Here is a 20,850-nt window from a genome sequence, read left to right as displayed (position 1 = left end):
AGCCATGACAGCACAGCAGGGGCCGTGCCAGCCCGGTGGCCTCGGTCAGCTCCGCAGCTGCTGCTGCGCCTTCAGCAGCACGCCGCGCAGTTCGTCCGGCTGCACCGGCTTGCGCAGCGCATGCCAGCCGCGTTCGGCGGCCAGCCGCTGGGTGGCTTCGTTGATGTCGGCCGAAATCAGCGCGATCGCGAGCGACGGCTTCTGCCGCTGCAGCTTCTCGGCCAGCGCGATGCCGTCGAGCGCACCCGGCAGGCGGATGTCGCACAGCGCCGCGTCGAGCGCGCGCAGGTCGGCCAGCGCCAGCGCCTCGGCGGCGCTGGCATAGACGCGCGGCTCCACTTCCCATTGCAGCAGCAGGGCCGAGAGGCTGTCGGCCACCACCGTGTTGTCTTCCACCACCAGCACGGCGAGCCCGGGGCGCAGCGGCGTGCGCGTCGCCTCGTCGCCATCGTCCTGCGCCGCGGCAGCGGGGCGCGCCGCAACCACAGCGCTTTCCGGCGCTGCAGGCAGTTCGAAGCTGAACACCGACCCTCGCCCCGGTGCCGAGCGCAGCGACACCTCAATGCCGAGTTGCGCCGCCAGCCGCCGCACGATCGCCAGGCCCAGCCCATGGCCGCGCTGCAGGTTGCGCTCGACGTTGCCGATCTGCTCGAAGTCGTTGAACACGCGCTGCTGCGCGTCGGCCGCGATGCCGATGCCGCTGTCGCGCACCTCCACGCGCCAGGCCCGGGCGGTGCCTCGTCGCCGCGCCCGCACCGCCAGCAGCACGCGCCCGCGCGGCGTGAACTTGACGGCGTTGTCGACCAGGTTGGCGAGCACGCGGCGCAGCGACACCGTGTCGCTCCAGGCGATTGCATCGTGCGGGCAGCGCACCAGCACGCGGCCGTCGCCCGCCTGGCGCGCCAGTTCCTGCAGCAGCGGCGCCAGCGCCACCGCCGCCGGGCGCAGCGGATCGACCGCGGCCTCGATGCGGCCGATTTCCAGCAGCTGGTTGGTCAGCCCTTCGAGCGCCTGCTGCGCCCGCGCCAGCGAGCCCACCGTGTGCTGCACCGCCTCCATGTCCGCGCCGTTGTTCAGCTGCTGGCGCAGCACCTCGGCCTGCAGGCCGATGGCCATCACCGGCTGGCGCAGGTCGTGGTTGGCGGCCGAGAAGAAGCGCAGCCGCTCGGCCTGCGCGTGTTCGGAGGCGCGCAGGCCGGCCAGTGCCTGTTCGCGCAGGGTGCGCTCGTTCAGCCGCAGGCCGATGTTCTCTTCGAGCTGGCGCGAGCGCTCGGCCACCAGCTTCCACATCATCGCGATCAGGCCGATGCCGATGACCGCCACGGCCATCATCACCGGCGCGCCCATCCAGAGGCCGGTGACGATGATCGGCGCCAGCAGCAGCGTGATGGCGAGCTGCGTGGCCGGCGTGTAGAACGACACCGAGAAGGCCGACGACAGCGTCATGCCCATCAGGATCAGGCCCAGCAGCAGCTGCAGGTCGGCGCTCGCGGGGTTGAACAGCAGCACCCCGGCCAGCCCGTGCGCCAGCTCCCAGATGGCTGTGCGCAGCGTGTGCGTGCGCTGCGCCTCGCGCAGCGTTTCGGGCGTGAAGGGCTCTGGCAGGCGTTGGGGGAAGAAGCCGCGCATCACCGTCACCCCCGTGACCAGCGCGATCCAGATCAGTGCGCGCGTCAGCGAGTACTGCCAGGCGAAGAGCGCCGCCACGCCGCAGTTCAGCAGGTACTGCACCAGCAGCACCGGTCCGATGGGCCGCACGGACAGCCGCAGCACCTCGCACTGGATCGCGAAGCGGTCGTCGCTGCTGTCGCTGGCGGCGGCCGGCGCGGTCGGTGATGCGGGGGTGGGGGTCATCGGCGAATCGACTATATAGAGAAGGCGCGTGACGCGGCGACAATGGAGTCCCCTAGTCGGGTTCCCCGATGGCCTAATTTCCGTGAACGATCTCTCCTTTTTCCTGCCTTGCGCCGCCGGCGTCGAGGAATTCCTCGCCCAGGAGGTGCACGCCCTGACCGGCCGCGTCGGGCAAGACCTGCTCACGTTGCGCGGCGGCGTGCGGGTGCGTGCCGACTGGCGCGACGCCTTGAAGCTCAACCTGCACTGCCGGCTCGCCCAACGCGTGCTGGTCGAACTGGCCCACGCGCCCTACCGCAGCGAGAACGACCTGTACGCCATTGCCAACGGCGTGGCCTGGGAGATCTGGTTCACCCCCAAACAGACCTTCAAGATCGAGACCACCGCCCAGCACAGCCCGCTGCAGAGCCTGAACTTCGCCACCCTGCGCATCAAGGACGCCATTGCCGACCGTTTCCGCGCCAAGGCCAACGGCGTGCGCCCGAGCATCGAGACCCAGTGGCCCGACTGCCGCGTGTTCGCCCACCTGACCACCGACACCTGCACGCTTTACATCGACACCTCGGGCGAACCGCTGTTCAAGCGCGGTTGGCGCCAGGACAAGGGCGACGCCCCGCTGAAGGAAACCCTGGCCGCCGCCATGCTGGCCGCCAGCGGCTGGTGGAACCCCGAGACCGGCGAGGTGTCGACCCAGCCGCTGTACGACCCCTGCTGCGGCAGCGGCACCATCGCCATCGAGGCGGCGCAGATCGCGCGAGGCATCGCGGCCGGGTCGCTGCGGCGCTTCGGCTTCGAGAAGCTGCTGCCGTTCCAGACGCACGTGTGGACGGTCATCAGGCAGGAGGCCGAGACGGCCGTGCGCGAGGGCAGCGTGGCGATCTTCGGCTCCGACGTGTCGCACCGCATGGTCGACTTTGCCGAACGCAACGCCGAGCGCGCCGGTGTGGCGCAGGCCATCGAGTTCCGCGGCGGCGACGCGCTGCAGCGCATGCCGCCGGCCGAGGGCGGCGTGATCATGCTCAACCCGCCGTACGGTGAGCGCATCGAGGTGGGCGGCGTGGCCGGCACGGGGCGCTCGGGTGCGCGCGAATCGGCGCAGACCTCAGGCGGTGAAGCAGGTGGCGAGGGCGACGGCGGCGAATTCTTCCCGCAGCTCGCCACCCACTGGAAGAAGAACTACGCCGGCTGGACCGCCTGGGTGCTCACGCCCGACCTGAAGCTGCCCAAGCAGATGCGCCTGAAGGAGTCGCGCCGCGTGCCGATGTGGAACGGCCCGATCGAATGCCGGCTGTTCCGCTTCGACATGGTCGCGGGCTCAGCGCGGAAGTAGCTCGCCTTCGGGCTTGGGCTGCTGCTGCTGTTCCCTGGCTTCCTTGGGGCGAACGGCGCAGGCTGCGTTGATCGTTCGCGTGACGAGGTCGCGCGCGCCGGCCAGGGTCACGGTGCGCACGTCGCTCTCCTCGAAATGCCTCACCGCGACGGGTTCGCCGACGAAGTCCGGATGGCCGAAGTAGGTGGCGCTCACGTAGCGCGCGCTGCGGGCCTCGCAATCGACCTTGGCTCGGGCCTGGAAGGAGCGGAACCTGATGCCGTCGCGGCCCGTGCGGTCTTCCGGCAGGCTCATGCGCAGGCTCACGAGGCGGTTCGATCCATCCACCTCGACGCTGGTCGGCTCGACCTGCACATAGCTGCTGGTGGCGTCGCCGGGCGTGCCCGACAGCGTGAACCACTCGGCCCGGACACCCACGGAGGCGAGCAGGACGAGGCAGAACAGCGGGAGACGTTTCATGAAAGAGGGCGGATGCTGTGATGAGGCAGGGCGCGCAAGCGCCGGAGGCATTGTCGTCGGCCGAGCCGACTCGGGCCTGACGCCGGCTTCGCATGGTGCAACATCGGCGATATCCCCCGCACATTCCATGACGTTGACAGAACCCTCCGCCCCCGTCGTCATCGACACCAACATCGCGCTCGACCTGCTGGTCTTCGAAGATCCGGCATGGGGCCCGCTGACCGCACGGCTTGCGGCAGGAGAACTGCGCTGGCTGGTTACGGCCGCCATGCGCACAGAACTCGAACGCGTGCTGGGCTATCCGCTGATTGCAAGACGCATGGCGCAGCGGAAGCTGCAAGTGCCGACGGTGCTCGCCGATTTCGATGCGCGGGTGCAGATGGTGGAAGGCATCCCGCCGCGCGCGCCCTGCGTGTGCAGCGATCCTGATGACCAGGTGTTCATCGACCTAGCCGTGGCGCATCGGGCGCTGCTGCTTAGCAAGGATCGGGCTGTGCTGTCGATGAAGAAGCGGCTGGCGCTGCGTGGGGTGGCGGTGCAGGCGGCGTTTGGGCCATGAGATCTGCCGCTCGCATCCTCTCCATCGGTGCCGGAGCGATTGCGCTCGGCTTTGTCTTCTACAAGCTCATCGGGCCCGTGAGCCATTGGTATGAACTCAACTTTGCAAAGAACGATGGTGACTTGGGCCAAGCGTACATGGTCGGGTCGCGCTCGCCGTTCAACTCGTCGGAGGCGCCAAATACCACCGCCCCAGCAGCCGCGCCACAGCCCGCACCCGCTGCGTATCCCGCCCCCACCGCCGACTAGCCGGCAGCTTCTGCGCCCATTTCATGCGCCGCGCCGCGTTCGCGATGCGCTCGCGGACCTCTTCGTTCACGCCGGCCAGTGCCGCGTGCCAGTGCTGCCCTGCAGCCTGCGGCGCCGCGGCTTCCAGCATCATGGCCGTCGAATGCAGGTAGCTCAGCCAGTCACGCGCCTGGCATTCCGCCAGCGTCATGACTTCGGCCGGGTCGTCCTCGAAATCGATGTAGCCGATCACGCCGTCGGGGCACTGCACGAGGTTGCGGTCGAAGGCCTGGCTCAGGTGCTGGCCTCGCACGTGCACGGCGGCGATGGCGACAAGGCCCTCGCGCCACACGGCGAGCAGCGCGGCGGGGCCTGCGGCGGCGGCTTGGTCGATCCGCTCCTGTAGCACGACCGTTGCACGGCCGCTTTCGCCCAGGTCTGATATCAGCAGGCCATCGGCCTGCTGCGCCAGCACCACCGGCACGCGCAGGCCGGCGGCGGCGAGCTGTTTCAGCCGACGCGCTTCGGTCGCGATGGCCGCTTCGCCGCCCGGGTTGGGCACTGGCTTGATGATGTCCAGCCGCGCCATGCGCGCGACTGCCGCCATCACGCGGTAGCCCCACTTGCCATGCCGGGGGCCGGCCTTCTTGAGCCACACGCGCTCGCTGCCGAAGCGGTGGCTGGCCACGTTCTTCTGCTGCTGCGGCAGGGTGGTGCGCAGGAATTCCGCGTAGTCGCTGGGCGCCGGCGGATTCGGGGAAAGCGCGTCGAGGGGCGCGGGCGCCGAAGCTGCGCCCTTGCGCGTTTGCAGGCGCGCGTTGGCGCCTCGTCTCAATGGGTTCATGCGGCCAATGCAAAGCCCGCCACCAGCCCTTGCGGGCCCTGTGTCACGGGCTGAAAACTCTCAGCACTGGCCAGCGGCCAGTAGGTACGGAAAACATTGTGCTGCTCGTCGAGCGGGCCGAGCAGGGCGCCCGGCTGCACCTGCATCACCAGGTTGCTCAACAGGCGCACCTCGGTGTCGGAAATGCGGCGCACGATGTGGTGCGCGGTGATCTGCTGCGGGTGGTCGAGCCCGGCGGCCTGCACCAGCTCTTGCAGCGCATGCAGCGTGCTGCGGTGGAAGTTGCGCACGCGGTCGGCCTTGGTGGGCACCACCAGCGCCTGCTGGCGCAGCGGGTCCTGCGTGGTCACGCCCGTGGGGCAATGGCCGGTGTGGCAGCTCTGCGCCTGGATGCAGCCCAGCGCCATCATGAAGCCGCGCGCGGCGTTGCACCAGTCGGCGCCCAGCGCCATCATGCGGGCCACGTCGAAGGCGGTGATCACCTTGGCGGCGCAGCCGATCTTGATGCGGTGGCGCAGGTTCACGCCCACCAGCGTGTTGTGCACCAGCAGCAGGCCTTCCTGCAGCGGCGCGCCCACGTGGTCGCTGAACTCGACCGGCGCCGCGCCGGTGCCGCCCTCGGCGCCGTCGACCACGATGAAGTCGGGCGTGATGCCGGTGGCCTGCATCGCCTTGACGATGCCGAACCATTCCCACGGATGGCCCAGGCAGAACTTGAAGCCGGTCGGCTTGCCGCCCGACAGCTCGCGCAGCCTCGCGACGAAATGCATCATCTCGGTTGGCGTGGAGAACGCGCTGTGCGAAGAGGGCGAGATGCAGTCCACGCCCACCGGCACGCCGCGCGCCGCCGCGATCTCGGGCGTGACCTTGGGCGCCGGCAGCACGCCGCCGTGCCCGGGCTTGGCGCCCTGGCTCAGCTTGATCTCGATCATCTTGACCTGCGGGTCGCGCGCGTTGGCGGTGAAGCGCTCTTCGTTGAAAGTGCCGTCGTCGTTGCGGCAGCCGAAGTAGCCCGAGCCAATCTCCCAGATCAGGTCGCCGCCGTGCACGCGGTGGTGCTGCGAGATCGAGCCCTCGCCGGTGTCGTGCGCAAAGCCGCCCATCTTCGCGCCCTTGTTGAGCGCGAGGATGGCGTTGGCCGACAGTGCGCCGAAGCTCATGGCCGAGATGTTGAACACGCTGGCGCTGTAGGGCTGCGTGCAGACCTGCGCCGGGTTGGCGCCCACCGGCTGCGGCGTGCCGCCGATCACGATGCGGAAATCGTGGTTCTCCAGCTTCGTCGGCTGCATCGAGTGGTTGATCCACTCGTAGCCCGCGATGGTCACGTTCAGCTGCGTGCCGAAGGGCCGGTTGTCGGGGTCGCCCTTGGCGCGCTGGTACACCAGCGAGCGCTGGGCGCGCGAGAAGGGCGCGGCTTCGGAGTCGCTCTCGATGAAGTACTGCCGCATTTCTGGCCGGATGAACTCCAGCAGAAAGCGCAGATGCCCGATGACCGGGTAGTTGCGCAGGATGGCGTGGCGGGCCTGCCGCAGGTCGTGCACGCCGGTACCTGTAAGTACCGCAAAGACTGCCACGCCGACCCAGGCCAGCCACAGGTGCGGCGACACCAGAACGAAGGCGAGGCAGGCCACCAGACCGACCACGCACAGGGCGAAGGCGCTATAGCGCGTCGGAAACGGAATAATCGTGGGCATAGAAATAGTCTCGACCGGAGCCTGCTGCATCATAGAGGGCTGCCCCGAACTTGCCATGACGACCATTCCCGACCCCATTTCGCCCCCAGAGGCCACCTCCGCAGCCCAGTCCCCCCTCGGCCCCGACGATTTCGACGCACTCGACCAGGCGCTCGACGCCATGCGCGAGCACGACGAGGAAATCCCCCAGTGGGAGTTCTGCGAAGGCTTCATGGCCGCGCTGATCTGCACCCGCCGGCCCATCATGCCGTCCGAATACTGGCCCGTGCTGCTGGGCGACAGCTTCTCGTCCGCGCAGCACATGGAGTTCGTCTGGAACTGGAAGCGCCGCTGGGTCGAGATCGAGGAAGGCCTCGACGCCCCCGTCGAAACCCTCGACGACGAACGCAGCTGGCAGCCCGAGGTGCTCGACACCCGCGGCGCCATCGCCTCGCTGCCTGAGGAAGAACGTGCCGAAGTGGCCGGCGAAGCGATTCCCTCCTTCGCGCAGGTCTGGGCGCTGGGCTTCATGTACGCGGTCGAGAACTGGCCCGAAGACTGGGCCACGCCGCGCGACAAAGATGCTGCGCGAATGCTCGACGACGCGCTCGACAACATCGTCGCCCTCACCGAGGACGACAACGCCAAGCCCACGCTGTCGATGTACAGCGACGACGCCCCACCCAGCGTGAGCCAGCAGCGGCTGGACGACTTCGGTGCCGCCATCTGGGCCGTGTACGACCTGCGCCAGCTCTGGAAGAGCCTGGGCCCGAAGGCCGAAACCATCCGCAAGCAGGCCGAGCCCGGCCGCAACGACCCGTGCCCCTGCGGTAGCGGAAAAAAATACAAGAAGTGCCACGGTGCCACCTAGCACCGGCATTGGCTCTGACAACGCACCCCTGACGCCGCGCGCGGCCTGGGTGATGGTCCTGGCGCTGTGCGCCGGGGTCGCGCTGAGCCAGGCCTTCCGCACGGTCGGCGCCATCATGGCGAGTCCGCTGCAGGCCGACTTTCATCTCTCCGCTCAGGCCCTCGGGATTTTCTCGGGGGCCTTTCACTTTGCGTTCGGTGCCATGCAGCTGTTCATGGGCATCGGCATCGACCTGCACGGCGTGCGCCGCACGGTGCTGGTGGCCTTTCCCGTTGCCATCGCGGGCGCGCTGCTGTCGGCGGTGTCGTCCAGCTACCTCGTGCTGGTGGCAGGACAGGCACTGATCGGCGTGGGCTGCGCGCCGGCCTTCCTGGTGTGCACGGTGTTCATCGCGCGGCACTTTCCTGCGGCGCGCTTCGCAACCGTGTCGGGCATGGTGCTGGCCGTTGGCGGCCTCGGCATGCTGGCGACCGGCACACCGCTGGCGTGGCTGGTGCAGGCCCATTCATGGCGCGCGGGCTTCCTGGTGCTGGCCGTGGCGGCCGCGCTGGCGTGGCTCGCGATCTGGTACTGGGTGCACGAGCCCGCTTCGGCCGTGCCGCAGGTCAAGGAGTCGATCCCCGAGGCGATCCGCCAGTTCGGTGCGCTGTTCGCCATGCCGCACACGCTGGGCATCATGGTGTTGGGGGCAGTCACCTACGCCGCCTTCATCTCGCTGCGCGGCCTGTGGCTCGGCCCGCTGATGATGGAGCGCCACGGCTACTCGCTGGTGCAGAGCGGCAACGTCGCGCTGGCGGTGTCGGTGATCTCGCTGTTCGGCGCGCCGCTCTTCGGCCGGCTCGACCGCGACGGCGCCGGGCGGCGCCGCTGGATCGTGATCTGCGCGCTCGGCTATGCGGGGCTCTTCGCGCTCATCGCGGTGCTGCACTCGGCCTGGCTCGACATCGCCGGCATGGTGCTGATCGGCGTGCTCTCGGGCTTCATCGTCTGGCAGTACGCCGACGTGCGCGGCGCCTACCCGGCCACGCTCACCGGCCGCGCGATGGCTGTGTTCACGATGGCGATGTTCCTCGGCGTGGCGCTCATGCAGTGGGGCACGGGCGTGGCCGCCTCGGTGGCGTCGGCGCATGGCGGCGATCCGCTGAAGGCCGTGCTGGCCACCATTGCCGTGCTGCTGGTGCTGGGCATCGCGGCCTTCGCGTGGCTGCCCGCGCCGAAGGCCGATTCCGTCAGATCTTGAAGGCGCGCTGGATGTCCGGCCGCACCAGGTCTGCGTACTCGCGATGCTTGCGGATGTAGCCCGCGATGAACTGGCACACCGGAATCACATGCAGCCCCTTGGCGCGCGCCTCGTCGAGCACGTGCCTCGCGATGCCCGAGCCCACGCCCTTGCCCTCGTGCTCCGGCAGCACCTCGGTGTGCGTGAACATGATCGCGTCGGTCAGCAGGTTGTACTCGGCATAGGCCGCGAGCTTGGCATCCAGCGTGGCCTCGTAGCGGTGCTGGGCTTCGTTGTTGGAAAAGGTGAGGGCGGTGTTGTTGCTCATGGCTGGCGTGCAAGAAAAGTGGCGAGGTTGGCTGCGGCGGTGGCGCGCACTTTGTTGCGCAGGATGGGCGTCCAGCCGAGCAGCAGGCCCGGCGTGCCGAGCGCCTGGCGCGACCAGGTCCAGAACGGGAAGCTGTCGCGGTGCGTCGCGATCAGCCCCTCGGGCGTGAAGGTGAAGCGCGCGTCGATGCTGTTGTCGACGAGGCGGCCGGTGGCGCTGAAGCGGTAGTGCGCGTCCCAGTGGGCGCTGCCGGTGTTGTCGTCGGCCTTCACGTCGCGCCAGGTCAGGCGCCACACGTCGGCGCCCTTGGCCCGGGTGCCGCCTGCCAGCATGCGCCACATGCCGCCCACTTCGCGCCGCCCGCGCAGCGAAAAGGCCTCGTCGTCGAACACCGCGTCGCTCGCGTAGCAGGCCTCCATGGTGGCGGCGTCGAGCTTGGCGAACGCGCTGTAGAAACGCTCGATGGTCTGGGCATTGGTGGCTGCGGTCATGAGGCCTCTTGGTATGAATGGCGGGGAGTCACAGCACCTGGGGAATGGTGCGGGCGAGGAAATCATAGACCGAGCGGATGCGCCGGTCGGTGCGCACCTCGCGGTGCACCGCCAGCCACACGGGCAGCACCGGCAGCTTGATCGAAGGCAGCACGCGCACCACTTCGCCGTCGGTGTGGGCCAATGACTCGCTCACGAAGCCGATGCCCATGCCCTGGCGCAGCGCCTCCCAGTACACGCTGACGTCGTCGGTGCGAAAGCAGAAATCTTCGCGCTTCAGGGGCGCGCCGAGCTGGGCGGAGCTGCGCAGGATGCTGTCGTCGCGGTCGTAGCCGAGCAGGTCGTGCCTGAGCAGGTCGGTGATCTGGCGCGGCGTGCCGCGGCGGCGCAGGTAGTCGCGCTGGGCGAAGGTGCCGAGCGCGAACCGGCCCACGCGCCGGGCGATCACCGAGCCGGTCTCGGGCGGGCTCATGCGCAGTGCGATATCGGCCTCGCGGCGCAGCAGGTTGCTGACCTCGTTGGTTGCCACCAGCTCGACCTGTATCTCGGGCAGCTCGCGCCGCATCTGGGCCAGCAGCGCCGGCAACAGGTGCCGCGCCGTGGCCTGGCTCGCCGAGATGCGCACCGTGCCGGCCAGCGCGGTGTTGGCGCCCGACACGCTGCGCGACAGCGCGAGCGCGCCGCTTTCCATGCTGCGCGCGGCCTGCGCGAGCCGCGTGGCCATTTCGGTCGGCCGCAGGCCCCGGCCGGTGCGCTCGAACAGCACCACGCCCAGTTGCGCTTCGAGCTCGGCGATGTGGCGGCCCAGCGTCGGCTGGCTCGCGCCCACGGCGCGCGCCGCTCCCAGCAGGCTGCCATGGTCGAGCGCGGCCAGAAACGCGCGCACCAGCCGCCAGTCGAAGCCCAGTTCCTTGTCGGGTTTCATCGGGTATTCAGTTTTGAATAGCAGTTATGGAAGCTTGATGCATTGTGAACTGCGGGCGCGCTTTCGATAATTCGCCCAATGGATGAGCGAAGAAACTTTGTCCGGCTGCTGGGAGGCGGCGTTGTCGTAGCGGCGGGTGCGGCCGCGTTGGCAGCCTGGTGGCTGAACTCCGACATGCCGGCGGCCGCGCTGGAGATATGGAACGGCCCCGGCAACGAGCCCGACGTGCGCAAGCGCGCCGTCGCCTATGCCGTCACCGCCCCCACCGCGTACAACTGCCAGCCCTGGCTGGTCGACCTGCGCGAGCCCGATGCCATCGTGGTCTATTGCGACCGCGAGCGCGTGCAGCCCGAGTCCGATCCTTTCGGCCGGCAGGTCGTCATCGGCCACGGCGCCTTCATCGAGTTGCTGGTGATGGCGCTCGCGCAGCAGGGCGTGCAGGCCAGCGTGCAGCTGTGGCCGCAGGGCGAGCTGATCGGCGAGCCGCGGCACTGGCCGCACATTCCGGTGGCGCGGCTGCGGCTGGCGGACGGCGGCGTGCCCGATCCGCTGTTCGCGCAGGTGCTGCGGCGGCGCACGCCCAAGCAGCGCTTCGACCTCACGCGGCCAGTGTCGGCCGACATATTGCAGGGCCTCACATCGGTGGTACCGGCGGGCGGCATGGTGAGTTCGGCCGGCACGGTCGAGATGGTGCGCGTGCTGCCCTTGCGCAGGCTCTGCGCGGCGGCTGCGCGCGTGGAGCTCGCCACGCCCGGCACCGCCATGGAAAACCTGCAGCTGCTGCGCATCGGCCCGCAGGAGATCCTCGAACACCGCGACGGCTTCTCGGTCAACGATCCGGCGCTGCGCATCGCCGTTGCGCTGGGGCAGTTCAGCCGCAGCACGCCCGCGCCCGAAGACAGCCCTTCATTCCGCCAGACCCTGCAGATGTTCGAGGACCAGGCCCAAACCGCGATGGGCTTCGTCTGGCTCAGCACGCGCGGCAACAGCCGCACCGAGCAGATCGCGGCGGGCCGCGCCCACGTGCGCCAGCAACTGCGCGCCACCGACCTGGGCCTGGGCATGCACCCGATGAGCCAGCCGCTCGAAGAGTTCGCGGAGATGGCGCCGTGCCGTGCGGTCGCGCACGACCTGTTGCTGGGCACCGCGCGGCCGGGCGACAGGCACGGCCCGACGGTGCAGATGATGTGCCGCCTCGGCTACCCGATGGCGCCGGTGCCCGCGGCGCCGCGCAGGCCAATCGGCGATTTCATGACGGCCTGAAGGCGCGGCGGGGCCAGCCGCTCAGTGCGAGAGCAGCTCGACCAGCGTCTTCAGCGCGTGATGCACCGTGGCCGCGCGCACCGTGGCGCGGTCGCCGTCGAAGCGGCGGCGCTCGGTGCGCACGTCGCCGTCGACCGACCAGCCGAACCACACCGTGCCCACCGGCTTGTCGGGCGTGCCGCCGGTCGGACCCGCCACGCCGGTTACGGCCAGCGCCACGCGCGACGGCTGCGAATGCGCAATCGCGCCCGTGGCCATGGCGCGCGCCACCGGCTCGCTGACCGCGCCGTTCGCCGCGATCACCGTTGCGTCCACGCCCAGCAGCTCGGTCTTGGCTTCGTTGGAGTACGTGATGAAGCCGCGCTCGAACCACGCGCTCGACCCCGCCAGCTCGGTGCAGGCCGCGCCGATCAGGCCGCCCGTGCAGCTTTCGGCAGTGGCCAGCATCCAGCCTTTTTTCTGCAGCAGGCCGGCCAGGGCCACGACCAGTTCGGGCGTGTCCTGGTCCGCGAGCGCCGTTATAGAGGAAGAGTCCATCGGGTTCACCATGCGCGCCAGAGTGCAATGACCAGCAGCGTGCAGAACGCCGCCACCAGGTCGTCGAGGATGATGCCGAAGCCCGCGCGCCACCAGCGCACCTGCACCGCATCGCGCTGCTTGAACAGCGCGTCGGCCCAGGCCACCGGGCCGGGCTTGGCGGCATCGAAATAACGGAACAGCGCAAAGGCGACGGCCTGCGCGAAGAGGCCGGCCGGCGTTACCAGCCACAGCACGATCCAGAAGGCGACCACCTCGTCCCACACCACGGCGCCGGGGTCGGCCACGTTCATGTTGCGCGCGGCCACGGTGCAGGCCCACCAGCCGATGGGCAGCGAGGCCGCGATGATCCAGCCGATGGTGGCGGGCGTGAACCAAAGCTGCATCACCGCGAAAGCCACCCAGGCCCACAGCGTGCCCACGGTGCCGGGCGCGAAGGGCGACAGGCCCGAGCCAAAGCCCAGCGCGATGAAGTGCGCGGGGTGCGACAGCAGAAAGCGCAGCGTGGCGCGGCGCATCGGGGGTTGGGGCATGGCGCCGGTGGTCGTTGTGGACAAGGAAGAAGGAGAGGAAGAAGCGGCTTGCATCGGGGCAGAAGTGTCGCGCATCTGCGCCGGCACGGTTCGGCACAGTTTTATTTATCAAAGAGATAACTTGTTTAATTAACGCAGGCCGCCTACCATCCGGACTCCTTTCCAAGCTTCGTCTCCGCGCCATGTCTTCCTCTTCCGCCGCCCTGCGTCCTCCACCTGCCACCGCCGCCTGGAGCGAATTGTTCAGCGGCCGCAACGGCTGGCGCGCGCTGGCCCTGACGGGCGGCGTCGCGCTGCATGCCGTCAACGTGCACATCGTGACCACCGTGCTGCCGTCGGTGGTGCGCGAAATCGGCGGGCTCGATTGGTACGCCTGGAGCACCACGCTCTTCGTGGTCGGCTCGATCCTCGGCGCCACGCTGTCGGTGCGGCTGCTCGCCGTGCTCGGCCCGCGCGGCGCGTGCCTGGCGGCGCTGGCGGTGTTCAGCGCCGGCTCGATCGGCTGCGCGCTCGCGCCGGCCATGCCGTGGATGCTCGCGGGCCGCACGGTGCAGGGGCTGGGCGGCGGGCTGCTCGCGGCGCTGAGCTACGGGCTGATCCAGCTGGTGTTCGAGCAGCGGCTGTGGCCGCGCGCAGTGGCGCTGGTGTCCGGCATGTGGGGCGTCGCCACGCTGTGCGGGCCGGCCGTGGGCGGGCTGTTCGCGCAGGCCGGGCACTGGCGCTGGGCCTTCTGGTTCCTGCTGCCGGTGGCGGCGGCACAGGCGCTGCTGGTGCTCGTGCAATTGCGGCCCTCGATGGGCGTGAAGCACGCGCGGCCCGACGTTCCACCGCGCGTGCCGGGCATGCAGATCGGCCTGCTCGCGCTGTCGGTACTGGTGATTGCGGCCAGCGGCTTGTGGCCCGAACTGCTCTGGCAGGCCGTCGGCGTCGCATTGGGCCTGGCCATCGGCTTCGCGGCCACGCGCATCGACAGCCGCGCCGCCGTGCGCGTGCTGCCGAGCGGCGCCTATTCGATGAGCGCGCCGCTGGGCGCCATCTACGCGAGCGTGGCGCTGCTGCTCATCGGCAGCACCACAGAGATCTTCGTGCCGTACTTCCTGCAGCTGCTGCACGGCCATTCGCCGCTGGCGGCGGGCTACCTCACGGCTGCGATGGCGGGTGGCTGGAGCGCGGGCTCGCTGCTGTCCTCGGGCCGCAGCGGCACGGGGGCCGACCGCATGCTGCGCGCCGGCCCGGTGATCTGCACGCTGGGGCTTGTGGCGCTGGCGTGGCTGCTGCCGTCGCCGGGGTTCTTCGGTGACGGTTTCGAGACCTTGCTGATAGCCATTGCGCTGGCGGCCGTGGGGCTTGGCGTGGGCATCGGCTGGCCGCACCTGATCACGCGCGTGATGTCGCTGGCGCCCAAGGGTGAGGAAGGCCTGGCCTCGGCCTCGATCACCACCGTGCAGCTCTACGGCATGGCCGTAGGCGCGGCGGTGGCGGGGCTGGTGGCGAATGCGGCGGGGCTCACCGTGCCGGGCGGCGTCGAAGGCGCGCGGTCGGCGGCCGTGTGGCTGTTCGCGAGCTTCGCGCTCGCGCCGGCTTTGGCGGTGTGGCTCGCGTACCGAGCTGTCGCACGGCGCGGCTGGTGAGCAGGGCAGCCCTGGAAGAAGAGAAGGCTCAGGCCACCACGCCTTCCCACGCGAGCGCCCGCCGGCGCGCCCGCACCCGCAGGCCTTCGCCGCGCAGCAGGCCCACCAGGTCGTAGACCTCGGCCGGCAGGTGCGCGCCGCGCCAGGCCACGTGCTGATCGGGGCGGCACAGCACGAGGCGGTGCGTGTAGGCCTTGGGCACGTCCTCGGTCTCGATGTCCAGCACCGTGAGCGGCATGCTGTAGGCGGCCGCGGCGCGTTCGAGCGGCCGCACGTCCACGCTGCGGTCAAAGCGCAGCATCGTGTAGCCCGGGCCGAAGGCGTCGTAGACCGAACGGCCGTCCGAAAGCCAGAAGTGCGGCGCGCGGCAGCCCGGCACGGTGGACGGCGTGAACTCGCCCATCGAGTAGGGCGGCGCCATGTGTTCGCCGTCCGCAATGATGATCGGCGAGCCGCTGTAGAAATAGCCGAAGTTCAGGCCGCCGCAGCAGAACTGCTGCACGTTCAGCTCGTAGGCCTCGCGTCCGATGTCGGCACGCAGCGCATCGCCGGCAGGGCCGGGTTCCTCGATGTTCGGCGGCACGGCGCGGCGCGCGCGGATCATCTTCTGCGCATGGTCCATCGCGAAGTTCGACACCTGCTCGGTGATCGGCTGGCGCTCGGCCTCGTAGGCGTCGAGGATGGCCTCGTCGCCCCAGCCCTGCACAACAGCACCCAGCAGCCACGAGAGGTTGAGCGCGTCGGCAATGCCCGCATTCATGCCGTAGCCCGCATAGGGCACCCACAGGTGCGCCGCGTCGCCCGCGAGGAACACGCGGCCCTCGCGGAAGCGGTTGGCTACGAGGCGGCGGCCGATCCAGTCTTCCTTGCTGATGATCTCGTACGTGAAATCGGGGCCCACGCCGAGGATTTCGCGCAGCGACTTGTCGCGGTCGACCGAATCGAACTCCGGCTCCTCGGCATTCAGGTGGTTATGCACCAGCCAGGTGTCGTGCCCGTCGATGGCGAACATGGTGCCGCAGCGGCGCGGGTTCATCGCGTAGTACGACCACGCCGGCTTGCCCGGAATCAGCGCGCGCAGTTGCGGCGCGCGGATGAAGGTCGACTGCACGCGCTGGATCACTGCCGTGCCTTCGAGCCTTGCGCCGATCTGCTTGCGCACGATGGAGGCGCCGCCATCGCAGCCCGCCATGTAGCGGCATCGGATGCTGCGCGTCACGCCGCTGTCCATGTCGGTGGCAATCGCCGTCACGCCTTCATCGTCTTGCGTGAAGCCCGCGAACTGCGTGCGGTTCAGTAGCGTCACGCCCGGCAGCGCGGCCGTGTGCTTCAGCAGGATGGGCTCCAGGTAGATCTGGTTGATGCGGTGCGGCGGCTCCGGCGTGGGCCACCACGCGTCGGGGCCCTCGGTCTCGGTGTAGCGATCGCGCCGGCACGGAATCGGAATGCGCGTGAGCTCGGTGCCCGTCACGCTGGTGCGGAACACCACGTCGTTGGGGTAGTCGGCCGGCAGCCCCGCATCGCGCAGCTTCTGCGCCACGCCCAGGCGGCGGAACTGCTCCATGGTGCGTGAGGCCACGTGGTTGCACTTCACGTTCGGCGGCTCCGCGAAACGGCGCGTCTCGCAGATGACGACCGAGACGCCGCGCGAGGCGAGGTCCATCGCCAGCGTGAGGCCCACGGGGCCGGCGCCGACGATCATCACGTCCGCTTGCAGTGCTGCTGTGTGGTGGTCGGTCATGTTCGGAAGAGGGCGAAAGGGAGCGTGCCGTCAGTCGAGCCGGATGTGGGCGGTCTGGATCACCTTCGCCCACTTCTTCGTCTCGGATTGGATGTAGGCCTCGAAGGCCTCGGTCGAGCTCGGCGCAGGTTCCGCGCCGAGGTTGCGCATCGCGGCCTTGATCTGCTCGTCGGCGAGCGCGGCGTTGATCTCGGCGTTGAGCCGCGCGACGATGGGCGCGGGCGTGCCCGCAGGCGCCACCACGCCGAACCAGCCCGTGGAGTCGTAGCCGGGCAGGCCGGCCTCGGACACCGTGGGCACCTCGGGCAGCATCGGCACGCGCTGTGCGCTGGTCACCGCGAAGGCGATCAGCTTGCCCGCGCGGATCTGCTGCAGCGAAGCCTGCAGGTCGACCAGCGCGAGCTGGATCTGCCCCGCCATGGTGTCGAGCGCCGCGGGGCCCGAGCCGCGATAAGGCACTTCCACCAGCTTCACGTCGGCCATCTGCGCGAACAGCGCCGCCGACAGGTGCATGGCCGTGCCGTTGCCGCCATGGCCGATCGACAGCGTGCCCGGCTTTGCCTTCGCCAGCGCGATCAGCTCGCGCTGCGTGCGCGCAGGCAGGGAAGGGTGTCCCACGATCACGAAGGGCGTGGCCGCGACCATGCCCACGGGCTTGAAGTCCTTCACCGGGTCGAAGGGCATCTGCGCGTACAGGCTGGCGTTGGCGGTCAGCGCGCCGGCCGCGCCCAGCCCCAACGTGTAGCCGTCGGCCAGCGTCTTGGCCACCAGCGCGAGCCCCACGTTGCCGCCGGCGCCGGGTCGGTTGTCGACCACCAAGGGCTGGCCCAGCTTCTCGTTGAGCCGGGGCACCATCAGTCGCACCACCGCATCGGCGCTGCCGCCCGGCGGAAAGGTCACGACCATGCGGATGGGCCTGTTCGGGAAGTCGCCGCCGGCCGGAGATGGCGTGGGCGCAGGGGCCTGCGCGAAAGCCGAGCCGCCGGTCAATGCCGCGCCAACCGCGCCCAGCATGAGCTGCCTGCGAAGCGCGCTCTTCCCGTCGGCAAGAGGTACTGCCATCGAGGCTCCTTGAATGTGATCTGTCTTTTCAATGATTGAACGATGACAGCATTCATTCGTAAATCAAGAAATTTCTAATGAAATATCATCTTTGCTGATGAATACGAACTTCAGTCCTACGATCCGCCAGCTGCGTGCATTCCTCGCGGTCTACCAGCTGAAAAAGCTCAGCGCGGCGGCTCAGCGGCTGTTCGTTACCCAGTCTGCGGTGAGCATGCTGATCCGCCAGCTCGAGGACGGACTGGACACGCGCCTGTTCGACCGCACCACGCGCTCGCTCAAGGCCACGGCGGCGGCCGAGCAGATGATGGTCACGGTCGAGCGCATCCTGCGCGACGTCGATTCGCTCTCGGCCGACTTCCGCGAACTGGCCACGCTCGAGCGTGGCCGTGTCACGCTGGCCATCACGCCCACGCTCTCGGCCTTGCTTCTGCCTGATGCCATGCGCGCGTTCAACGAGCAGCACCCCGGCGTGCGCGTGCTGGTGAACGACTGCGCGCCCGATCAGTTCATCTCGCGCATCCTCGGCGAACATGTCGATTTCGGCATCGGCACGCCCGAGCGGCCAGGCGCCGAGGTCGAGGTGCAGCGGCTCATGCGCGACCACCTCGCGCTGGTGTGCCGCGAAGACCACCCGCTGGCCAAGGCGCGGGTGGTGCGCTGGACCGACCTGGCGCGCCATCCCGTCATCACCGTGCGCCCGGGCTACGGCGTGCGCCCGCTCATCGATGGCACTGCGGCCGATGCGGGCGTGGCGCTTGATGTGGTGAACGAGGTTTCGTTCCTCTCCACCGCCATCTGGATGACGGCCGCCGGCATGGGCGCGTCGATCATGCCCTCGGCCTTCGCGCGCGCGGAGGCCAATCCCTCGCTCGTCATCAAGATACTGAGTTCGCCGCGCGTGGCGCGCGACATCTCGATCGTCACCAAGCGCGGCCACTCGCTCTCGGCCGCGGCGCGCGCCTTCATAGAGGCCCTGAAGCGCTCCCTATAATTTTTCGATCCACAACACACGGGAGGGCCAGTCCCCATGAGAACTTTCATTCAACGTCTCGGGGCCCTGTCGCTCCTGGTGGCCTTCAGCTTCGCGCTGGTGGCCTGCGGCAACAAGGAAGCCGAGCAGCGCAAGGCCTTCACCACCTTCCTGCAGACCCGCGTGCTCGACAAGCCCGGCCTGCGCGTGCCGGTGCCTAACGAGGAAGAGAAAACCTCGTTCGGCGACTACGCGAAGCACTACGCCGTGATCACCGATTTCAACGAAGGCATGAACAAGTCGGTGAGCCAGCCCATGACGCAGATCATGGCCAAAGGCGCGCTGCGTTCCATTGCCGACCTGCCGGCGCGCCGCGACGACCTCAAGGCCGCGAAGGACGGCCTGACCGCCCTGCGCACCGCGCTCGACCAACAGACCGCCAAGGCCGATGCCGCGCATGCGCAACTCAAACAGCCTGACGACCTGAAGCAGGTCTACGACAAGGCCTTCGACAAGACCGTGACCGCGCCGTCCACCACCTTCAAGGAAGTGTTCCCCGCGCTCGACACGGTGTTCAACAGCGCGCTGGCCATCGGCGACTTCATGGAGAAGAACAAGTCGAAGATCCAGGTCGCAGGCGCCTCGGTCACCGTGACCGACCCTGCTGTGCAGGCCGAACTCGGCAAGATGCTGCAGCAGCTGAACGGCCAGTCGGCCGCCATCAACGCGGCGCAGCAGAAGATGCAGGCCATGGTGCGCGGCTCCTGACCGGAGCGGCGCAACAAGCCTTCAGACAAAGCTCAGACGAAGTGGTCGAACGATCCGAAGCGCTGTGACACCGGCGCGCCGGTTGCATCGACGATGCGCAGGCCGGCATCGGCCTCGATGCGGCCAATGCGCGTGATGCGCGTGGCGCTGTTCAAGCCGGCTTGCGTGACCGCTTCGCGCGCTGAAGTGGGCGCGGTGAAGACCAGCTCGTAGTCGTCGCCGCCCGAGAGCGCGCAGGTGCGCAAGATCTCGGTGCGCAGGCCGGGCGCTTCGGTAGCGATCAGGGCCGTGGTCGCATCGGCATCGAGCGTGGCGCCCACGCCGCTAGAACCGAGGATGTGGCCCAGGTCGCCGATCAACCCATCGCTCACATCCACCGCCGAAGAGGCGATGCCGCGCAAGGCCTGCCCCAGCGCCACGCGCGGCGTGGGCTGCTCCATGCGCATGCGCGCCGATTCGAAAGCTTCGGCCGACAGCGCGACCGTGCCGCGGAACACCTCCAGCGCCAGCCGCGCATCGCCCAGCGTGCCGCTCACCCAGATGTCGTCGCCCGCGCGCGCGCCCGAACGCAGCAGCGCAGCGCCGGCCGGCACTTCGCCGAACACCGTGATGCAGATGTTGAGAGGGCCGCGCGTGGTGTCGCCGCCCACCAGCTCGCAGCCATGCGCATCGGCCAGCGCGAACAGGCCGCGCGAGAAGCCTTCGAGCCAGGGCTCGTCGACGCCCGGCAGCGCCAGCGCGAGCGTGAAGGCCAGTGGCTTCGCACCGCAGGCCGCCAGGTCGCTGAGGTTCACCGCCAGCGCCTTGTGGCCCAGCCGCGCCGGATCGACGGTGGAAAGAAAGTGCCGGCCCTCGACCAGCATGTCGGAAGACACGGCGAGCTGCATGCCCGCAGCGGGCGCAAGCAGTGCGCAGTCGTCGCCCACGCCCAGCGGGGAGCGTGTGGCGGGGCGCTTGAAGTAGCGCGTGATCAGGTCGAATTCACCCATGGGCAGCGAGCATAAGGGGTGAGGCCGGGCAGGTGGCGTGCAATGCTCAAATGCGCCATGCCCGTAACAGGACTTCCTTGATGCGATCGATCGAGAACATGCTCGGCCTCTGGGCTTCAGGCCTTCGATCTTCGCAAGCCATTGTCGACTGGGCCAGCGCCGCTGTTGCCAGGCCAGGCGAGTCACGGCAAGAGCTTTTCGAGCTCGTGACCTATGGGCCCGAGCAATGCCTGAAGCGGGCCCAGCACGATTTTCCTCCGCGCCCGGCGTCGATGAGCTACCTCCAGCAGTTCTGCGTTCGCGCGATCGAAACCCAGCTCGACTCGACGGTGTCGACGCTGGCATTCGCAAGCTGGGCCTCGCGAGGCTGCATGGGCGAAGAGCTGTCCGAGCCCGCCGTGGCCTTCGGCTACCGGGTCGATCATCTGCTCATCGATTGCGAGGATGAAGAGGCCGCGCTTGCATTCGTGCGCAGTGAACTCCCGGCACTGTTGCCGCGATGCGCAGCCGTTGCCGCGCCATTTCTCGACGACGAGGCCTGATTCGGGCGCGAAGGAAAAGCCCGATCGTGTG

The 20,850-nt window shown here is 69.1% G+C and carries 21 protein-coding genes; 9 read left to right on the top strand and 12 right to left on the bottom strand.

Annotation, left to right across the window (positions count from 1 at the left end; translation table 11 throughout):
• Positions 1 to 45: 45 nt before the first annotated feature.
• On the bottom strand, positions 46 to 1,854 hold the full coding sequence (locus tag NWF24_RS29110; protein WP_258351560.1) for an ATP-binding response regulator: 1,809 nt from the start codon (positions 1,852 to 1,854) through the stop codon (positions 46 to 48).
• Positions 1,855 to 1,936: 82 nt separating this feature from the next.
• Between NWF24_RS29110 and NWF24_RS29105 the strand changes: the two genes are divergently transcribed.
• On the top strand, positions 1,937 to 3,184 hold the full coding sequence (locus NWF24_RS29105) for a THUMP domain-containing class I SAM-dependent RNA methyltransferase (RefSeq protein WP_258351559.1): 1,248 nt from the start codon (positions 1,937 to 1,939) through the stop codon (positions 3,182 to 3,184).
• Here NWF24_RS29105 and NWF24_RS29100 read toward each other — a convergent pair.
• Positions 3,170 to 3,643 carry a surface-adhesin E family protein gene (locus tag NWF24_RS29100; RefSeq protein ID WP_258351558.1) on the bottom strand — a complete coding sequence of 158 codons (474 nt, stop codon included), beginning with the start codon at positions 3,641 to 3,643 and terminating at the stop codon, positions 3,170 to 3,172. The genes NWF24_RS29105 and NWF24_RS29100 overlap by 15 nt on opposite strands.
• Positions 3,644 to 3,770: 127 nt before the next feature.
• On the opposite strand from NWF24_RS29100, the gene NWF24_RS29095 reads away from it, so the two are divergent.
• A complete protein-coding gene (locus tag NWF24_RS29095; RefSeq protein WP_258351557.1) occupies positions 3,771 to 4,202 on the top strand; it encodes a putative toxin-antitoxin system toxin component, PIN family in 432 nt (143 codons plus the stop codon).
• A 159-nt stretch (positions 4,203 to 4,361) separates the two neighbouring features.
• On the opposite strand, the gene NWF24_RS29090 is transcribed toward NWF24_RS29095, so the two are convergent.
• The gene (locus tag NWF24_RS29090; RefSeq protein WP_258351556.1) at positions 4,362 to 5,273 is read right to left on the bottom strand and encodes a hypothetical protein; all 912 of its coding nucleotides are present in this window, start codon (positions 5,271 to 5,273) and stop codon (positions 4,362 to 4,364) included.
• Positions 5,270 to 6,967: an FMN-binding glutamate synthase family protein gene (locus NWF24_RS29085; protein WP_258351555.1), complete on the bottom strand. Its 1,698-nt coding sequence runs from the start codon at positions 6,965 to 6,967 to the stop codon at positions 5,270 to 5,272. The genes NWF24_RS29090 and NWF24_RS29085 overlap by 4 nt, the downstream gene beginning before the upstream one ends.
• A gap of 55 nt (positions 6,968 to 7,022) precedes the next feature.
• Between NWF24_RS29085 and NWF24_RS29080 the strand changes: the two genes are divergently transcribed.
• Both NWF24_RS29080 and NWF24_RS29075 read left to right on the top strand, forming a co-directional pair.
• Complete coding sequence (locus NWF24_RS29080; protein WP_258351554.1) at positions 7,023 to 7,817, top strand: UPF0149 family protein; 795 nt, start codon at positions 7,023 to 7,025, stop codon at positions 7,815 to 7,817.
• A 52-nt stretch (positions 7,818 to 7,869) separates the two neighbouring features.
• The gene (locus tag NWF24_RS29075) at positions 7,870 to 9,057 is read left to right on the top strand and encodes an MFS transporter (RefSeq protein ID WP_258355376.1); all 1,188 of its coding nucleotides are present in this window, start codon (positions 7,870 to 7,872) and stop codon (positions 9,055 to 9,057) included.
• On the opposite strand, the gene NWF24_RS29070 is transcribed toward NWF24_RS29075, so the two are convergent.
• Genes NWF24_RS29070 through NWF24_RS29060 form a run of 3 tightly spaced genes read right to left on the bottom strand, consistent with a single transcriptional unit; the run spans position 9,047 to position 10,780 of the window.
• The gene (locus NWF24_RS29070; RefSeq protein ID WP_093054135.1) at positions 9,047 to 9,364 is read right to left on the bottom strand and encodes a GNAT family N-acetyltransferase; all 318 of its coding nucleotides are present in this window, start codon (positions 9,362 to 9,364) and stop codon (positions 9,047 to 9,049) included. The two genes, NWF24_RS29075 and NWF24_RS29070, sit on opposite strands and share 11 nt — an antisense overlap.
• The gene (locus NWF24_RS29065) at positions 9,361 to 9,855 is read right to left on the bottom strand and encodes a nuclear transport factor 2 family protein (protein ID WP_258351553.1); all 495 of its coding nucleotides are present in this window, start codon (positions 9,853 to 9,855) and stop codon (positions 9,361 to 9,363) included. The genes NWF24_RS29070 and NWF24_RS29065 overlap by 4 nt, the downstream gene beginning before the upstream one ends.
• A gap of 28 nt (positions 9,856 to 9,883) precedes the next feature.
• Positions 9,884 to 10,780: a LysR family transcriptional regulator gene (locus NWF24_RS29060; protein WP_258351552.1), complete on the bottom strand. Its 897-nt coding sequence runs from the start codon at positions 10,778 to 10,780 to the stop codon at positions 9,884 to 9,886.
• A gap of 78 nt (positions 10,781 to 10,858) precedes the next feature.
• Between NWF24_RS29060 and NWF24_RS29055 the strand changes: the two genes are divergently transcribed.
• Entirely contained in the window at positions 10,859 to 12,043 is a 1,185-nt protein-coding gene (locus NWF24_RS29055; protein ID WP_258351551.1) for an Acg family FMN-binding oxidoreductase, read from the top strand.
• Between the two features lie 21 nt (positions 12,044 to 12,064).
• Here NWF24_RS29055 and NWF24_RS29050 read toward each other — a convergent pair whose 3' ends face one another.
• On the bottom strand, positions 12,065 to 12,592 hold the full coding sequence (locus NWF24_RS29050; RefSeq protein ID WP_375338425.1) for a CinA family protein: 528 nt from the start codon (positions 12,590 to 12,592) through the stop codon (positions 12,065 to 12,067).
• The gene (locus NWF24_RS29045) at positions 12,586 to 13,113 is read right to left on the bottom strand and encodes a phosphatidylglycerophosphatase A family protein (RefSeq protein ID WP_258351549.1); all 528 of its coding nucleotides are present in this window, start codon (positions 13,111 to 13,113) and stop codon (positions 12,586 to 12,588) included. The genes NWF24_RS29050 and NWF24_RS29045 overlap by 7 nt, the downstream gene beginning before the upstream one ends.
• 182 nt (positions 13,114 to 13,295) lie before the next feature.
• Between NWF24_RS29045 and NWF24_RS29040 the strand changes: the two genes are divergently transcribed.
• Positions 13,296 to 14,744, top strand: a complete 1,449-nt coding sequence (locus tag NWF24_RS29040; RefSeq protein ID WP_258351548.1) for an MFS transporter — start codon at positions 13,296 to 13,298, stop codon at positions 14,742 to 14,744.
• A 28-nt stretch (positions 14,745 to 14,772) separates the two neighbouring features.
• Here NWF24_RS29040 and NWF24_RS29035 read toward each other — a convergent pair whose 3' ends face one another.
• Positions 14,773 to 16,485 carry an FAD-dependent oxidoreductase gene (locus tag NWF24_RS29035; protein ID WP_258351547.1) on the bottom strand — a complete coding sequence of 571 codons (1,713 nt, stop codon included), beginning with the start codon at positions 16,483 to 16,485 and terminating at the stop codon, positions 14,773 to 14,775.
• A 30-nt stretch (positions 16,486 to 16,515) separates the two neighbouring features.
• Complete coding sequence (locus tag NWF24_RS29030) at positions 16,516 to 17,547, bottom strand: Bug family tripartite tricarboxylate transporter substrate binding protein (protein WP_258351546.1); 1,032 nt, start codon at positions 17,545 to 17,547, stop codon at positions 16,516 to 16,518.
• 97 nt (positions 17,548 to 17,644) lie between these two features.
• Here NWF24_RS29030 and NWF24_RS29025 point away from each other — a divergent pair, with 97 nt between their 5' ends.
• The gene (locus NWF24_RS29025) at positions 17,645 to 18,541 is read left to right on the top strand and encodes a LysR family transcriptional regulator (RefSeq protein WP_258351545.1); all 897 of its coding nucleotides are present in this window, start codon (positions 17,645 to 17,647) and stop codon (positions 18,539 to 18,541) included.
• 36 nt (positions 18,542 to 18,577) lie between these two features.
• Positions 18,578 to 19,288 (top strand): DUF3053 domain-containing protein, encoded by a 711-nt coding sequence (locus NWF24_RS29020; protein WP_258351544.1) that lies wholly within the window; start codon positions 18,578 to 18,580, stop codon positions 19,286 to 19,288.
• Between the two features lie 32 nt (positions 19,289 to 19,320).
• Here NWF24_RS29020 and thiL read toward each other — a convergent pair whose 3' ends face one another.
• Positions 19,321 to 20,277, bottom strand: a complete 957-nt coding sequence (gene thiL / locus NWF24_RS29015) for a thiamine-phosphate kinase (protein ID WP_258351543.1) — start codon at positions 20,275 to 20,277, stop codon at positions 19,321 to 19,323.
• A gap of 98 nt (positions 20,278 to 20,375) precedes the next feature.
• Between thiL and NWF24_RS29010 the strand changes: the two genes are divergently transcribed.
• A complete protein-coding gene (locus NWF24_RS29010) occupies positions 20,376 to 20,819 on the top strand; it encodes a hypothetical protein (protein ID WP_258351542.1) in 444 nt (147 codons plus the stop codon).
• Positions 20,820 to 20,850: the final 31 nt, after the last annotated feature.

This window comes from Variovorax paradoxus, from assembly GCF_024734665.1.
GTDB lineage: Bacteria > Pseudomonadota > Gammaproteobacteria > Burkholderiales > Burkholderiaceae_C > Variovorax.
This window is presented reverse-complemented; position numbering and strand designations above follow the sequence as displayed.

Coding starts and splice junctions, on each gene's coding strand:
- NWF24_RS29110 (WP_258351560.1), bottom strand. CDS start 1,854: ATGACCCCCACCCCCGCATCACCGACCGCGCCGGCCGCCGCCAGCGAC.
- NWF24_RS29100 (WP_258351558.1), bottom strand. CDS start 3,643: ATGAAACGTCTCCCGCTGTTCTGCCTCGTCCTGCTCGCCTCCGTGGGT.
- NWF24_RS29095 (WP_258351557.1), top strand. CDS start 3,771: ATGACGTTGACAGAACCCTCCGCCCCCGTCGTCATCGACACCAACATC.
- NWF24_RS29090 (WP_258351556.1), bottom strand. CDS start 5,273: ATGAACCCATTGAGACGAGGCGCCAACGCGCGCCTGCAAACGCGCAAG.
- NWF24_RS29085 (WP_258351555.1), bottom strand. CDS start 6,967: ATGCCCACGATTATTCCGTTTCCGACGCGCTATAGCGCCTTCGCCCTG.
- NWF24_RS29080 (WP_258351554.1), top strand. CDS start 7,023: ATGACGACCATTCCCGACCCCATTTCGCCCCCAGAGGCCACCTCCGCA.
- NWF24_RS29075 (WP_258355376.1), top strand. CDS start 7,870: ATGGTCCTGGCGCTGTGCGCCGGGGTCGCGCTGAGCCAGGCCTTCCGC.
- NWF24_RS29070 (WP_093054135.1), bottom strand. CDS start 9,364: ATGAGCAACAACACCGCCCTCACCTTTTCCAACAACGAAGCCCAGCAC.
- NWF24_RS29065 (WP_258351553.1), bottom strand. CDS start 9,855: ATGACCGCAGCCACCAATGCCCAGACCATCGAGCGTTTCTACAGCGCG.
- NWF24_RS29060 (WP_258351552.1), bottom strand. CDS start 10,780: ATGAAACCCGACAAGGAACTGGGCTTCGACTGGCGGCTGGTGCGCGCG.
- NWF24_RS29055 (WP_258351551.1), top strand. CDS start 10,859: ATGGATGAGCGAAGAAACTTTGTCCGGCTGCTGGGAGGCGGCGTTGTC.
- NWF24_RS29050 (WP_375338425.1), bottom strand. CDS start 12,592: ATGGTGAACCCGATGGACTCTTCCTCTATAACGGCGCTCGCGGACCAG.
- NWF24_RS29045 (WP_258351549.1), bottom strand. CDS start 13,113: ATGCCCCAACCCCCGATGCGCCGCGCCACGCTGCGCTTTCTGCTGTCG.
- NWF24_RS29040 (WP_258351548.1), top strand. CDS start 13,296: ATGTCTTCCTCTTCCGCCGCCCTGCGTCCTCCACCTGCCACCGCCGCC.
- NWF24_RS29035 (WP_258351547.1), bottom strand. CDS start 16,485: ATGACCGACCACCACACAGCAGCACTGCAAGCGGACGTGATGATCGTC.
- NWF24_RS29030 (WP_258351546.1), bottom strand. CDS start 17,547: ATGGCAGTACCTCTTGCCGACGGGAAGAGCGCGCTTCGCAGGCAGCTC.
- NWF24_RS29025 (WP_258351545.1), top strand. CDS start 17,645: ATGAATACGAACTTCAGTCCTACGATCCGCCAGCTGCGTGCATTCCTC.
- NWF24_RS29020 (WP_258351544.1), top strand. CDS start 18,578: ATGAGAACTTTCATTCAACGTCTCGGGGCCCTGTCGCTCCTGGTGGCC.
- thiL (WP_258351543.1), bottom strand. CDS start 20,277: ATGGGTGAATTCGACCTGATCACGCGCTACTTCAAGCGCCCCGCCACA.
- NWF24_RS29010 (WP_258351542.1), top strand. CDS start 20,376: ATGCTCGGCCTCTGGGCTTCAGGCCTTCGATCTTCGCAAGCCATTGTC.